The organism is Erythrobacter sp. (genome assembly GCF_024305245.1).
GTDB lineage: Bacteria > Pseudomonadota > Alphaproteobacteria > Sphingomonadales > Sphingomonadaceae > Erythrobacter.
Window position 1 is genome coordinate 56,344 of sequence record NZ_JAMWYX010000014.1, and the last position, 14,096, is coordinate 70,439.

Sequence of the window (14,096 nt, forward strand, 5' to 3'; positions counted from 1 at the left end):
GCTAGGGTCGCGCAGGACTGCTTAGACCTGCTGTTCCTGGCGAAACCTCTCGGGCGGTTTCCCGGTCCAGCTCTTGAAAGCGCGCTGGAACGACTTTGGGTCGGCAAATCCAAGCAAACCGGCCACCTGGCCTTGGGATAGGGTGCTTTTGGTTAGGTATCGCACAGCCAGATCACGGCGCACGCGGTTCAGGGTTGTCTGATAGGATTGCCCCGACGCTGCCAGTTGGCGCTGCATGGTAGACCGGCTGACGCCCAGTTCTTCGCAGATCGCCTCCACCCGCACCGGCCCCGAATTCAGCGCGTGTCTGATCGCGGCTTCGACCTGCGCCGGGAAGTCGGCCGTGCCAGCCTGCTGTTGCAGCTGCCGTTCAAGATCGGCTTCTAGCTCGGCCCACAAAGCGTCATTGACCGACATGAACGGCGCTTCGACATCGGCAGTTGCAAACTCGATCACGACGTCGGGGCCATGCACGATGCCCGTTCCGAAATACCCGTTCGCGAGCTCATCATCGATCAAGGCTGCAGGAAACGTCACATGGAGCGGCACGATGTTCCGCAGCGAATGCGCCCGCGCCTTTTCGACCAGAAAGATCGCAATGGGTGCGGACAGTTGCGGGGGCAGGGTCAGCGCCGGATCGCCTGCCACGATCTCGACCCGCAAGGTGGCATTGCCGCGGCTCAGCTTGATTGCCACAGGGCCGAACAGCGTCTTGAAGCGGGCCAGACGCCGCAGCCCTTCGACCATATTGGGCGCAATCGACAGGGCTAGAAAGATCGGCAGAATCGGCCCGCTGGCCATCGCCTTGCCGACTACAATCGGATCGGCCCGATCGCCCGCCAATCGTGCCAATGTCTGGAACAGAGTGACGAAATCCTGCCCCGACACCAGCATGTCCGCGCCGAGCCTGGTCGACGCGGGCCAGGGCACTTCGCGCAGCAGCGCGTCCGGACCGACCCCGACGATCGGGCACACGGCACCGAGCAGGATCGCGATCGAATGTTTCGGCATGGTCATATATTTCAACGGCATTCCACATTCCCGGCGCAAGTGCCAATACCGCGTTGCACGTGACCGAATTGATCACCCGCTGACCGAATTTGCTGCTCGCGCCTCGCCCGAAAAGCGACCACTTTCGGCACGTTAGGCCCGAGGCGGCCAGAGGGACAGCGATCATGAAGCGACCATATGTTTTTGCGCCAGCTACGTTGCTGATGCTGACGGGATGCTATCCTGCGGCAGAGGGCGAGCGACCTTTGGTCAGCGCTCCTGCAGTTCCGACGCCCGTTGCCAGCACCCGATTCGAACGCACAACGGCCGATGCGGTGGAGTTCCAGCAGTTGTTCCCCGGCGTGTCCGCCGCGTTCCTGTACGGCGGAATCGGCCAAGGTGTTCCGACCTTTCAGCTTGCCACGATCGATGCGGGTGTGATCTTTCCCGCGCATTCTCATTCGAGCGGCTATCATGCGGTCATTGTGGCAGGCCGGTTTCAGCACTGGGAAGAAGGCGACGCTGAAAGAGGCCCGATCATGACCGCGGGTTCGCATTTCTACCAGCCGGGCGGGAACCTGCATTACGATAGTTGCGTGGGGCCGGAGACCTGCACCGTATCGGTCTCCTTCCCCGAGCGCGCCGACGTCAGCTTTCCGCAATAGCGCGGCCGACATCCCGATGGTGAAAATCGCAAACATCTCCTTGGCTCACCCCACCCCCGTGAAGAGCCATGGGGACCGCCCGCAGCCAGTGTCCACCGAGTTCGGACTTTGACATCCAGGTCCGATGTGGTCGCAACACTCGCTGCGGGCACTTTTGCAGGCGCGCAGTTGATGATCGGCGTCTCTTTCGGTGCGCAATGGAGCCAGATGACGGGGTCCGAGCTTGCCGCCGGTTTTTCGGCAGACTGGATCAATATCGCCACGACAATCATCCCCTTCGCGTTGCTGCAAACGATCGTCATTCCGGTCTCGCTCTATTGGGCGTGGGGTCACGAGTCGGCGCGGCGATTGTGGACGCTGGCGCTGGCCAGCTGGCTGATCAATTGCGCAATCACCGCAGGCTATCATTTCCCGATCGTGTGGACAGCGATGCAAGGTGGCTATTCGCCTGCCACGATCACCGGTGTCGTCGACACATGGGTGCTGGTGCACTGGGTCCGGATCGTGCTGGGCTACCTCACATTCCACCTTGCGCTTCAGGCGACCATTCGCGGGCGTGCAAATAATTGAATAGCCATCACAAAAGGATCGAAGCCGCAACATGATGCTCGAAAACAAAGTTGTATTGGTGACGGGCGGAAGCTCCGGCATCGGCGCCGAAATCGCGCGCCAGTTTCGCGCTCTCGGGAACGACGTTGTCATTTGTGGTCGCAACGCAGAAAAGCTCGCTGCAGCGGCGGCAAAACTCGATGCGCATCCGATCCGCTGCGACGTCGCTAACGTCGACGAGTGCCGGCAGATGCTGGACGAGATCGATATGCAGTTCGGTCGGCTGGATATTCTCGTCAATTGCGCCGGTATCATGCTGATGTACGATTTTCATGCTCAAGCCGACACGCCGGACAGGCTTCAGCGTGAGATTGAGATTAACGCGATTGCACCCCTGCGCCTGACGCACATGGCGCTTCCGCATATGCTAGAAGGATGGGAGCCCGCGATTGTGTTCGTCAGCTCCGGTCTTGCCTATATCCCGTTTCCGGCAACGCCGGTCTATTCGGGCACCAAGGCACTGATCCACCACAGCTCGATGGCGCTGCGGCATCAGCTTGAAGGCTACGGGGTGAAAGTGTTCGAATTGCTTCCCCCGGTTACCGACACGCCCTTGGCCGAAGGGATGGATACCGGCAGCTTCAAGAAGACCCCGCCCGCCGACGTGGTCGCCGAATTGATCAGCGCGATGCGCAAGGACAGGTTCGAAATCGCGGCCGGAGCATCGAAACAACTGCGCCTGATGAGCCGCATCGCGCCCGCGTTTCTGTTCAGACAGATGGTCAAGCAGTTTGGCGGCGGAAATCGTTAGGTCGCCCGTCGCCCCAGCGCGGCGATCATCGCCAGCGCGGCAACGGCCACGACCGTTCCGGCAACTCCGACCCATCCGAGCCCGCATTGCGCGGTCACCCAGCCCCCCAGCGCCGCGCCCAGTCCTTGACCGAAATAGAGCATCGACCCGTTGAGCGCGAAAGCGATAGTCGCTGCCGGGCCTGCCGATCTGGCAAGGCTGGACTGGATAATCGGAGAGGTCGCAAACAGGGCGGCCGAGCCGGCTGTCATTGCCAGCACCAGCGCCGCAAGCGCAAATCCGCCAAGGTCGTTCAGCATCATCAGGGCGAAAAGCATTTGGGTGATCGCGGTGGTCGTAACCAGAATAGCCAAACCCCGGCGCGGCGGTAACTTCGCCAACCACGCGCCCAAAGCCAGCCCCAGAATGCTCCCCACACCGGTCGAAACCTGAACCGCGCCGATCGCCGCGCCGGTCAGGCCGGTTGCTGCTGTGATGACCGGTCCGATAAAGCCGACCGTTGCGAAGGTGGCGCAGAACGCCAGCATGGTGATACCCATCAACAGCGGATTGTCGCCGCGCAGGGCCGACGCGAAGTTCTGCTTGCCCATGTCGGGCGCCTCGATCCGTGCGGGCGCGGCGAGCGCCAGAATGACCAATGCGATCAGGCAAATCGCGCAGGCGAACCAGAAGGCAGCCTGCCATCCGAACATATCGCCCAATACGCTGCCCACCGGCATGCCGATCACAAACGCTAGCGTGTAGCCGCCCAGCACAGTGGCAATCGCCGCAGGGCGCTTGTCTTCGGAAACCAGATTCACGGCAATGGTGGTGGACAGCGGCAGGGTCAGCGCCGCGAACAGCCCGCCAGCAAAGCGGATCGCGGCGATCAGTTCGAACGATGAGGCGAGCGCAGTCGCCATGTTCATGACCGTGAGGATTGCCATCACACCCAGCAGCACCCGCTTGCGATCCCATCCGGCCAACAGGCGGGCCAGGATCGGACCGCCAATGCCGCAGGCGACGGCAAAGACGGTCTGCAACTGCCCGATTGCGGGGATGCCGACCGAAAGGTCAGCGGCCATCGGCGCGATCAGGCCGATGAACACGAATGCGCTCGTGCCAAAGGCGAACGGCGCAAAGACAAGGCTGATCAGGCGGAGGTTCAAACTCTGCTGTCCCTGCGCGCCAGATAGATGCCGGCTGCTCCGAATGCCGCCGATAGTGTCCAGGGATAGGGCGCGGGCGTGCTCCAGAGTGCAGCGTTGCCGAAGACCGCGAGGCTCGCGCCGAGAACTGCGAAGCCCGCATTGATAGCCGTGGCGAAACCGGCGAGGATCAGATGTTCCGGCTTGCGGGTCGCAGCCACGAACATCGCTGCCATCGCGACCAGCGCAATAGACCCGACGTGCCAGGAAAAGTGATGCAGCCAGACGACATCGGCCGGAAGGTCGACCCGGTGAAGCGGATCGAGCACTTTTGTGCCGCCGAGCAATTCATGCCCCAGCATCGCGGCGATGCACACCGCTGCTCCGATGCCGAAACACCACCGTGCGGCGGCGCTCACAGCCATTTACCACGCCTCGCTGAAGGGGCGCAGGTCAAGCTCGTGCGTCCAGGTCGATCGCGGCTGCTGGTGCAGCATCCAGTAGGCAGAGGCGATGTCATCAGGGTCAAGCGTGCCATCGGGACCGAGTTTTGCAAGGTGTTCGCCAAACAGGGCACCGGCTCGCTCACCATTCACCAGACCATCGATGATGATGTGTGCGATATGCACGCCTTGCGGCCCGTATTCGCGGGCCAATGCCTGCACGAGGTTGCGCAAGGCCGCTTTCGCCGAGGCGAACTGCCCAAAATTCGGCTTGCCCCTCAACGAGGCCGAAGCGCCGGTGAACAGCATGGAGCCAGAGCCTTGCGCCCGAAGGATCGGCAAGGCCTGCTTTGCCGCCAGAAAGGCACCGAAGCAGCACACCCGCCACACATGCTCGAAGTCTTCGGCAGACAGGTCCTCGAACGCGTCGGGCGTATTGCCACCGGCATTGAAGACCACCGCTTCCAGATTGCCGTCACGCCCCCGAACACGATCAAACAGAACTCCGATGTCCGTTTCCGAGGTGACATCGACCTTGATGGCTTCTGCCGAACCGCCGGCGGCGCGGATCTGATCGGCGCTGTGTTCCACCTTTGCGATATTCCGGCCCGAGATGAAGACATGCAGCCCTTCGCGGGCGAAGCGGCGGGCGACTGCGGCGCCGATGCCTTCCGCAGGACCTGCGCCCAGTATCACCGCCTTGTTCTGCATCATCGGCTCCCGAAATCGCCATGTGAGTGCCCGGCTTGCTATTGTCATCGCTTTGCCGGATAATTCAGGAACGATCGTTCCTTAATGGGTTGACGGATGCCACGGCCACGTTTGAAGTCAAGGGAAAAGCTGTTGCAGAACGCCATGTGGACGTTCTGGACGCGGGGGTATCACGCCACCTCGATCGACGATCTCGTCAAGACGACCGGCGTTGCGCGCAGCGGCATCTATGCCGAGTTCGGGGGCAAGGAAGAGGCCTTCGCCAACTGCCTCGAGCATTACCGGGAAGCGGTTGCCGGCCCGGCGATTGCGATCCTCACCAACCATGAGAGTGGCCTTAAGGCGATCCGCGCATATTTTGGCTTCTTCATCGAACGGCATCGCCAACACGGTCTGCCGGGTCCGGGCTGTTTCCTCGCCAATTCCGTGACCGAAATGGCCCCCCATTCGCAGGCGGCACTTGAAACGGCTTCCGCCCACCGGCGGGACCTGCAGCAGGGCTTTAAAGCTGCGCTTTGCCGCGCCGCTTTCGAATTGAACTCTCATGCGGCGCCGGACGATCTCGATGGTCTTGCTAATTTCCTCGCCGTCGCATCGCAAGGCCTATGGTCCTATGCGAGAGCCATGGATGACATCGCCGAACTCGAACAATTCGCGCGGGAGATCCTTGCGCTGGTGGAGGCGAGATTGTCGAACTTTGGTGACGCGGGAGATGATTGCCAAGCATAACGCGCAAGGGAAGCGTTGGTATTGGTGCGTTTAATCGCCAAGTCGGGTTTCGAAAATCGAACTCCAAATACCCGGCAGCCGCGGCCCGATAAGTGTAATGTCGGCTTCTGGCAAAACCAGCCATTCGCCATGCTGTTTGGGAACGACGGCTAGGTCCCAGACGAGGCCATTCAGGCCGATTGGTAACCTTGTCCGTTTTGAGGCAGTCGGCAAGCGAGCAGTAATGATTGGGATGTGGCGCTAAGCTGACCGCCTCGGCCCCGTAGTTCTCAAGCGTCTTCTATGGGGTAGGTAGGTAAAAATGCCGGTTTACCGCCATTTTGAGAAGTGGTGCGCGACGCAGTCTGTAGCGAACCAGGCTCCAGGCGCGAATTCGCCGATAAACGGGAATTTACAGGGAATCGTACGTAAAAGTCGCGCCCCGAAGAAAGACTCGACCTCATTTCCCTCAGATTTGCGCGAGTTTGGTAAACAATTCCCTGGAAGGGGGAACAGGGAATGGGCGCGGTTATAACAGGGGCCCGCATTGGAGTAACAGCGAAGCGGCCTGTGAGTGCAGGGTGAGCGTGGCGCTCAACCTTAAGTTTTGCAGGTCTGGCTCCGTGAGCAATTCGGGGCCGGCGCGGTGACCAAGTTGATTCCCGCGCTCAACCCCCGTCTTGGCTGCCATGTCCAAGCGCGAGAGCATGGCTATAAGTCCCACGAGCTTCCGGCAGCTCATGACCCCAGCCGGTCGTTCACGAAGGCCAAATTGAACGTCCGATCCGCCCGAAGCCGCCATACCGCTTCCGGGAATGAGTCTCGTCCCACGTCATGACCGCAGGTGGATGGAATCCTGTCACGATTTCCCTGGTTGTTCGCCGTCAGCTGATGGCAAGACTGCAGAGTGCCCTCACCACGTGAGCGCGGTGCGACACGCTATCGTTCCGCTTCCAACCGGCGTTTCGAACGCGATCATCGCTGGGGTATTTGACCACGTATGGTTGCCAACTGGCCTTGCGTCGATAAACATTGCTTGGCCGGACGCGAGGTCACGATCTGGCTGGAGGGGAAACGCCGATGTTGATGCGCGATCTTGGGATCATTCCTGCACAACATGCGGGCGGAGCGAGCGATCAGGCCAGCCCCTATGTCAATCTCAGCCGCCGCGCTTTTGTCGGCGGGGCGGGGCTGTTCGTGCTCGGTGTGGCGCTTGCAGGATGCTCGAGCTATATTGAGCCCGAAATTGATGCCGCCGCCTTCGACCTGGCCGACGCCGGACCAAGCCCGCTCACCGAAGTGAAAGGCGGGGACGCCACGCCTGCGTTGTGGATCGCGATCGACAAGGATGGCGCGGTCAAGATCACCTGTCACCGTTCGGAAATGGGCCAGCAGGTCTGGACGTCGATGGCGCAGATCGTGGCTGATGAACTCGAGGCTGATTGGGAGAAGGTCACAATCGTCCAGGCTGAAGGGCACCAACGCTATGGTGACCAGAACACCGATGGTTCACGCTCGGTGCGCTTCAATTTCCACCGGCTGCGGGTCGCAGGCGCAGCGATGCGGCAGATGTTGGTGGCGGCGGCCGCGCTCTACTGGAAGCTGCCGGAAGACCAATGCTCGGCCAAGGGTGGACTGGTCAGCAACACCCAGAACGAAGAGACGCTGTCCTATGGCAATCTGGCTGAACTCGCCGGACGGCTCACAATTCCGGCAGAAGCCGACATCACGCTCAAGACCCCCAAAGAATGGCGCTACATCAATGCCGAGATCCCGTCGCTGACGGTGCCACGCATCGTCAAGGGGGACAGCACCTATGGGATCGACGTCAAGCGGCCGGGTATGGTCTACGCTGTGGTTGCCCGTCCGCCGCAGCTGTTCGGCCGCACCGGGAGTGTCGACGACACAAAGACACTTGCGGTTCCCGGGGTGCTGAGCACCGTACGCCTGCCCGATGCAAAGCCGCCGGCGCTGTTTCAGCCGTTGGGCGGCGTGGCCGTGGTGGCGCGTGATACTTGGGCCGCGATCGAAGGGCGGCGCGCGTTGGTAATCGCGTGGCGCGATGGCCCTAACGCAGGATACGATTCAGAAACCTATGCCAAGCAGTTGCAGGCCACCGCGCGCCGCAGCGGCAAGGTGCGCCGGTCGCGCGGCGATGTCGGCTCGGCGCTTGCTTCGGCGAAGACGCGTGTCACGGCCGAATATTACGCGCCGCACCTCAACCAATCGCCAATGGAGCCGCCGAGTGCGACGGCCGAGTGGGACGGCGACCGGCTCGAATGCTGGGCCTGCGTGCAGGACCCGCAAAGCACCCGCGACACCCTCGCCGAGGCGCTGGGGATCGACAAAGAGAACATCAAGGTCACGCCGACTTGGCTGGGCGGGGCCTTCGGGCGCAAATCAAAGCCCGATTTCGTGATCGAGGCGGCGCTGATCGCCCGCGAAGTCGGCAAGCCGGTCAAGGTGACCTGGACGCGCGAGGATGATATCCAGCACGGCTACTACCACTCGGTCAGCGCGCAATACTGTGAGGCGGGGCTCGATGAGGACGGCACCTGCACCGCGTGGCTGCATCGCACGGTCTTTCCCCCGATCAGTTCAACCTTCGACAATTCAGTGGACGAGCCGAGCGACGGCGAGATGGGCATGGGCGCAACCGACGTGCCGTTTGCCGCGCCCAACCTCCGGGTCGAATCCGGCGATGCCACCGGCCACCTGCGGATCGGCTGGCTGCGCTCTGTCGCCAATATCTACCACGCCTTTGCGGTGCAGAGTTTCGCTGCCGAACTCGCCCATGCCGCCGGGCGCGACCAGAAGGACTATCTGCTCGAACTGATCGGCCCGCCGCGTAAGATCGACCCTGCTGCTGAGGGCGCCACTTACGGCAATTACGGTGCTGAGCTGGAGGAATATCCGATCGATACCGGCCGCTTGCGGCGGGTTGTGGAGAAAGCCGCAGAGTTGGCAAATTGGGGCCGCAAGCTTCCCGCTGGCAGGGGCCTCGGGATCGCGGTCCACCGCTCGTTCCTGAGCTACATCGCCACGGTGGTCGAAGTGGCGGTCGGCAAGGATGGCGCGATCAGCATTCCGGGCGTGTGGCTTGCGGTCGACGCGGGCACCGTAATCAACCCGCGTCACGTGCGCGCGCAGATGGAAGGCGGCACGATCTACGGGCTGTCGAACGCGCTCTATGGCGCAATCACGGCGAAAAACGGCGCGGTCGTGCAGGACAATTTCCCGAGCTGGCGGCTGTTGCGGATGGAAGAGGCGCCGCGCGATTTCAAGGTCGCCATCATCCCCTCCGACGCGCCGCCAGGCGGGGTGGGTGAACCTGCAACACCGCCAGCCGCACCAGCGCTCGCCAATGCAATTTTCGCAGCCACCGGCCACCGCTTGCGCACGCTTCCCCTGATCGGGGCGGAGAGCAGCAAGCTCAAGCTGCCTGCCAAGCAGACGACGTAGGACTAGGAGCCGACCATGGCCATTACTCTCAAGATAAACGGGAAATCCGAAACCATCGACGCTGCGCCGGGCACCCCGCTATTGTGGGTCCTGCGCGACCACCTTGGCATGACTGGCACAAAATTCGGCTGCGGGATCGCGCAGTGCGGGGCCTGCACCGTCCATGTTGATGGTCAGCCGACCCGCGCCTGTATCACTCCGCATGATTCGCTCGAGGATGCTGAAATCACCACGATCGAAGGCGTCGAAGGCGGCGCGGCCGATGCCATTCGCAAGGCGTGGGTGGCCAATGATGTGCCCCAGTGCGGCTATTGCCAATCGGGCCAGATCATGGCGGCAACCGCTCTGCTGCGGGACAACCCGACCCCGGATGATGCGGCTATCGACGAAGCGATGAGCGGCAATCTGTGCCGCTGCGCCACTTACATGAGCATCCGCCGCGCGATCAAGCAAGCCGCGTCCTTCGCCTGATCGCCGCAGCGAGCGACCGCTTCGGGGGCGCTTCCTGAAGTCGGCATTTGGGATGCGAACCCCAAATAGGTGCCCTTGGTTGTTTGAGCAGGGCAGAGGCAGCTGCCGACCCAGGCTCGGTCGTTCCCGCCCGCAAAATTGAAAGTCTGATTCCGCTGGAAGCCGCCACACCGCTTTCGAAATCGTGCATCAACGCTTTTCATGACCGGTGATGGTCGGGAAGAGGGCACCGCATTGGACGTCAGTCGTCAGTAAGGCTTACAAATAGCATGGTGACTGCTGATGCCGTGGCGTACATAAATGCACCTTCCATCGAGCCTGTTCCGACTCGCGTCTGCCACATCTGGAAAAAGCCTGCGCCAAAGCTCATGAAGAAGCCAAACCAGACGAGCAAGGCTATGCCTGCTGCGATGACGCCATTACTTTTCGCAGCATGGAAATCTTCTGCAGTCCTTGCGCGCGCGCTAAAGAGGTCCCAGCCCCCTTTGATGCCGAAATAGCTCACGGCAAATTCGCCGACCAATACGAGCACCAGGGCGGCCCATGCAAAGGCGGAGTTACTGAGCTTGAAGAAAATAGTCGCTGGGTAAACCTCGTGGTCTGCGCCACTCATCACGTAGGCCATCGCCCCGTGCGCAGCCTCAAGGTTGGCGATATTTTGCAAGGCGTAAAATAGAGCATGAAGCCCTATGAACAGCACAAGCGCTGACTTTAGCAACCTGATCATGATTATTTCCCCCTGACCCCAATACGTATCAGCTGAGGCTACCTTCGGCAAAGTTCGTAAGGGATGCCTTGCTGCTAGACAGCCTTTCCTGCCTTGAGCTCCCCAGTCAGCTCGCTCAAAGCTCCCAGCCTTAGGCACTGGGCCAGTGCGTTAGGCACGTGCCTCGAGCACCATGTTGAACGGGCCCTCGGTTGCCCTGCGCACATGGCTGAACCCGGCATCTGTGAGAACTTGCGTCAGCTTCTTTTCACCCGCCTGGGCGCCGAGCGCCTCGCCAACTTCCTGGGCCAGTGAGGTCGGTACGCACACCATCGTGGACGCGTTGTAATACAGGCGGCTGACCGGGTTGCCGATGTTGTCGGCCAGGCCATCGCCAGCGATCGGTTCGACGATCATCCATGCGCCGTCTTGCTTGAGCAGGGTGCGCATGTGTTCGGCACATCCGCGCGGATCGCCCATGTCATGCAAACAGTCGAACATCGTGATCAGATCGAAGTCGGTTTCGGCAATGTCTTTGGCCGATGCTGTTGCGAAGCGCACGCGCTCGCCCAGCCCATGCGCGGCGGCGTGAGCATTCGCCTGTTCGATCGAAGGCTGGTGAAAGTCGTAGCCGACAAACCGGCTGTTCGGAAACGCCTCGGCCATGAGCAGCGTCGAAAAGCCGACACCGCAGCCGACATCGGCGACCTTGGCTCCGGCTTCTAGGAGGGGCACCATGCCCTCGAGCGCGGGAAGCCAGGCTTGCGCGATGCTGTTGACGTAACCCGGGCGAAAGAACGCTCCCACGGCGCAGAACAGGCAGCCTGCGCTGTCGCCCCAGGCCACACCCGTGCCGGTCCGGAAGCCCTCTTCGACTTTGTGCTCGCCCTCTATAATGGCTGCGGCAAGGTCGAAGGCGCCTTCAAGATAGACCGGGCTGTCCTTTACGGCGAAGACCATTGCCTGTTCCGCGGAGAGGCTGAACCGTTCCGTGGCCGGATCGAAATTGGCATATCCATTCGCCGCCTGCGCCATCGCCCACTCTCGGACGTAACGTTCCGCGAGGCCGAGGCGTTCTGCTAGCACGCTCGAGGTGGCTGGGCCATCTGCATGCAACGAATTGAACAATCCCAAGCGAAGGCCGATGCGTACAGTCGGCACACTGAATGCACCTCCGAGATCATTGAGCATCTTACCTACAAGGGCGTTCAGTGTGTCGGGGTTGGGTTGAGTCATGGCTAGCCTCCGCAATTAATTGCTGAAAAGCTTTTGCCTGCTCCTGCAGGTCAGCGGCTGTGGACGCGGCCCATTATTACCATTGTTGCATTTTTCCGAAGGGTCTGCCCACCTGTGACTTAAGTCAAGCGATTAAGGGGCGCGTCCGCGAAGGGGCGGAACGAGAGTTTACGGTCTTGGCAAAAATCTCGCCTAAGCTGCCCGTCCGCGATTCGGACCACGCCGTGATATCGGGAAAGATTGAAGCTGGATAGATTGTGTTGAAAAACTTCAGGATCATTACTTGAAGGCCGACTTTGGGAACCAATTTTCATTTTGGGGCAAATTAGTGTAAGCTATTGCCATCACTCGGCGCAGTGCGAAGCTAAATTACCGATGAATTTGCCTTGGAAAGTTTTTTAATACAATCGGGCCGTTACCAGCCGGTCCGCTGCGTCGATCACACTCCGCGTGTCGGGGGTTCAAGCCCCTCCTCCGCTGCCAAATTCTTGGAACTACCCGTTTCCGATCCGGCATATCGTCCCATTTATCCGCATGATCTGGCAAGCTAGCCGATTTGCGCGCAGAGCTCTTCTGGCATACGACCTTCGTGGGTGGTGGGGAGAAAAAGCATGAAACTCTGCTCGATTGTTTTGGTGACGGCTGCGGTGGCGATTGCAGCACCTGTCGCTGAACTCAGCGCTCATGACTCCACCGAGCAATCACTCGAAGCATTGCGTGTGGCAGCAATGGAAGAGGCAACACTAGCATTTCTCGCTACTTTGGACGAGACGCAACGCAGCGTGGTAATGGCATCGCTTGACGATAATGCCACCCGCACTGGCTGGTCAAACTTGCCGGTTGGTCTGGCACCGCGATCAGGCATGGCGGTTGCCGATATGAAGACGGAGCAGCGCTTGGCTATGCACGCCATGATGGCGGCCGCTATGTCTAGCCAAGGATATCTCAAGACGACAACGATCATGTGGCACGAAGATGTGCTGCATGAGATTTTCTCTGCGATGATTGCCGGACTGCCAGATGACGATCCTCGCAAGACAGAGGCATTGGCCTTCAAGGACAATTACGACACAGAAAAGTTCTATGTGTCTGTGTTTGGAGACCCGAAAGGAGAGGATTGGGGCTGGACTGTCACCGGACACCACTTTGCCGCTAATTTCACTGTCTCAGAAGGCAAGATTGCTTTTACCCCACTGTTCGTCGGCGCCAATCCTCAGATCGTTCCAAGCGGCCGCTACGCAGGTTGGCGTATCCTGCAGCATGAGGCGGATCGCGCTTTCGCGCTAATGACATCATTGGAGCAGGAGCAGCTTGCAAAGGCGGTGGTGTCAGATGTGGTCGATGATGAAATCTTTGCTGGCAAGGGGCAACAGGACAGGATCGGCGTGCCGGTCGGTATTCGAGCCAGTGATCTCGATCCAGCGCAACGCCGCCTGCTATCTGGCCTAATCGACGAATATCTTGGCGACGCTTCTGACGAGGCAGCTGCAAGACAGCGCTTAGCCGTCGAAAGCGATGGTAACGACGCGCTCCACATGGCGTGGTGGGGTCCAACAGATGATCCCGCCGCTCGCTTCATGTTCAGGGTGCAGGGCCCGTCCATCGTGATCGACTATGTGCGCGAACGCACGCCTGACGGTGGCTATAACCATGTTCATTCGATCGTCCGCGATCCCTCGAATGATTATGGAGCTGATTGGCTGCAAAGGCACTATCAGGAGGCGCATCAGTGATTAGACTTGGCAATAAACCTGATCACGTCTGATGACATTCCGCGTGTCGAGGGTTGCAATCCCCTCCTCCGCTGCCAGGGTTCTTTGAAAGGATAACTCAACGACCGCTTTGGTCGCTCGATGGTGTTTTATTTTTGTCCGATTGTGGGTTGGGAACCGGACATTAGCCAGCAACTTGCGCCCTGCCTTTTCATTTGCTGCTAGCATGATACGATTCATGCAATGCAACCGGGGGCAGCATGGGTGATCAATTTGCCAAGCGGCACGAACTTGATGGGCGATTTTGGGCCTTTGTCTGGCTATACATTCTAGCAATTGTGACGCTTGGATTCTCCGATCCAGTGTCCGCTCGATTCTTTGACGAAGTTCAAGAACCTGCACCCATCGCGCTGCAAATCCACGTTTGGAGCTTCGGCGCTTGGATGGTGTGTAAGCGCTGTCTTCAGCCCACGTGAGCGTGTGGCAGGAGCTCGTCGATGCGCGA

The 14,096-nt window shown here is 60.4% G+C and carries 13 protein-coding genes; 7 read left to right on the top strand and 6 right to left on the bottom strand.

Going from position 1 to position 14,096, the window contains the following annotated elements; genetic code table 11:
* Positions 1-21: 21 nt before the first annotated feature.
* On the bottom strand, positions 22-1,032 hold the full coding sequence (locus Q0L48_RS15585; protein WP_296722479.1) for an AraC family transcriptional regulator: 1,011 nt from the start codon (positions 1,030-1,032) through the stop codon (positions 22-24).
* A gap of 143 nt (positions 1,033-1,175) precedes the next feature.
* Here Q0L48_RS15585 and Q0L48_RS15590 point away from each other — a divergent pair, with 143 nt between their 5' ends.
* The 3 genes from Q0L48_RS15590 (at position 1,176) to Q0L48_RS15600 (ending at position 3,015) form a co-directional block, all read left to right on the top strand.
* Positions 1,176-1,655, top strand: a complete 480-nt coding sequence (locus Q0L48_RS15590; RefSeq protein WP_296722481.1) for a hypothetical protein — start codon at positions 1,176-1,178, stop codon at positions 1,653-1,655.
* A 108-nt stretch (positions 1,656-1,763) separates the two neighbouring features.
* Positions 1,764-2,225 (top strand): hypothetical protein, encoded by a 462-nt coding sequence (locus Q0L48_RS15595; protein ID WP_296722483.1) that lies wholly within the window; start codon positions 1,764-1,766, stop codon positions 2,223-2,225.
* Positions 2,226-2,256: 31 nt separating this feature from the next.
* Positions 2,257-3,015 carry an SDR family oxidoreductase gene (locus Q0L48_RS15600; RefSeq protein ID WP_296722485.1) on the top strand — a complete coding sequence of 253 codons (759 nt, stop codon included), beginning with the start codon at positions 2,257-2,259 and terminating at the stop codon, positions 3,013-3,015.
* Here Q0L48_RS15600 and Q0L48_RS15605 read toward each other — a convergent pair.
* The 3 genes from Q0L48_RS15605 to Q0L48_RS15615 are packed head-to-tail and all read right to left on the bottom strand — an operon-like array spanning position 3,012 to position 5,296.
* Positions 3,012-4,163 (bottom strand): MFS transporter, encoded by a 1,152-nt coding sequence (locus Q0L48_RS15605; protein WP_296722487.1) that lies wholly within the window; start codon positions 4,161-4,163, stop codon positions 3,012-3,014. The genes Q0L48_RS15600 and Q0L48_RS15605 overlap by 4 nt on opposite strands.
* Positions 4,160-4,567: a hypothetical protein gene (locus tag Q0L48_RS15610; RefSeq protein WP_296722488.1), complete on the bottom strand. Its 408-nt coding sequence runs from the start codon at positions 4,565-4,567 to the stop codon at positions 4,160-4,162. Before Q0L48_RS15610 ends, Q0L48_RS15605 begins: the two co-directional genes overlap by 4 nt.
* Positions 4,568-5,296: an SDR family NAD(P)-dependent oxidoreductase gene (locus tag Q0L48_RS15615; protein ID WP_296722490.1), complete on the bottom strand. Its 729-nt coding sequence runs from the start codon at positions 5,294-5,296 to the stop codon at positions 4,568-4,570.
* A gap of 132 nt (positions 5,297-5,428) precedes the next feature.
* Between Q0L48_RS15615 and Q0L48_RS15620 the strand changes: the two genes are divergently transcribed.
* The 3 genes from Q0L48_RS15620 to Q0L48_RS15630 all read left to right on the top strand — a co-directional run bounded on the left by Q0L48_RS15620 (position 5,429) and on the right by Q0L48_RS15630 (position 9,937).
* Positions 5,429-6,025 (top strand): TetR/AcrR family transcriptional regulator, encoded by a 597-nt coding sequence (locus Q0L48_RS15620; RefSeq protein ID WP_296722491.1) that lies wholly within the window; start codon positions 5,429-5,431, stop codon positions 6,023-6,025.
* A 1,059-nt stretch (positions 6,026-7,084) separates the two neighbouring features.
* Positions 7,085-9,466, top strand: coding sequence for a molybdopterin cofactor-binding domain-containing protein (locus Q0L48_RS15625; protein WP_296722493.1), 2,382 nt, complete (start codon positions 7,085-7,087; stop codon positions 9,464-9,466).
* A gap of 15 nt (positions 9,467-9,481) precedes the next feature.
* Positions 9,482-9,937: a (2Fe-2S)-binding protein gene (locus Q0L48_RS15630; protein ID WP_296722494.1), complete on the top strand. Its 456-nt coding sequence runs from the start codon at positions 9,482-9,484 to the stop codon at positions 9,935-9,937.
* Positions 9,938-10,178: 241 nt separating this feature from the next.
* Here Q0L48_RS15630 and Q0L48_RS15635 read toward each other — a convergent pair whose 3' ends face one another.
* A complete protein-coding gene (locus Q0L48_RS15635; RefSeq protein WP_296722496.1) occupies positions 10,179-10,664 on the bottom strand; it encodes a DUF2165 family protein in 486 nt (161 codons plus the stop codon).
* A gap of 150 nt (positions 10,665-10,814) precedes the next feature.
* The gene (locus tag Q0L48_RS15640; protein WP_296722497.1) at positions 10,815-11,879 is read right to left on the bottom strand and encodes a class I SAM-dependent methyltransferase; all 1,065 of its coding nucleotides are present in this window, start codon (positions 11,877-11,879) and stop codon (positions 10,815-10,817) included.
* Positions 11,880-12,490: 611 nt separating this feature from the next.
* On the opposite strand from Q0L48_RS15640, the gene Q0L48_RS15645 reads away from it, so the two are divergent.
* Complete coding sequence (locus Q0L48_RS15645) at positions 12,491-13,612, top strand: DUF3500 domain-containing protein (protein ID WP_296722499.1); 1,122 nt, start codon at positions 12,491-12,493, stop codon at positions 13,610-13,612.
* Positions 13,613-14,096 lie beyond the last annotated feature (484 nt).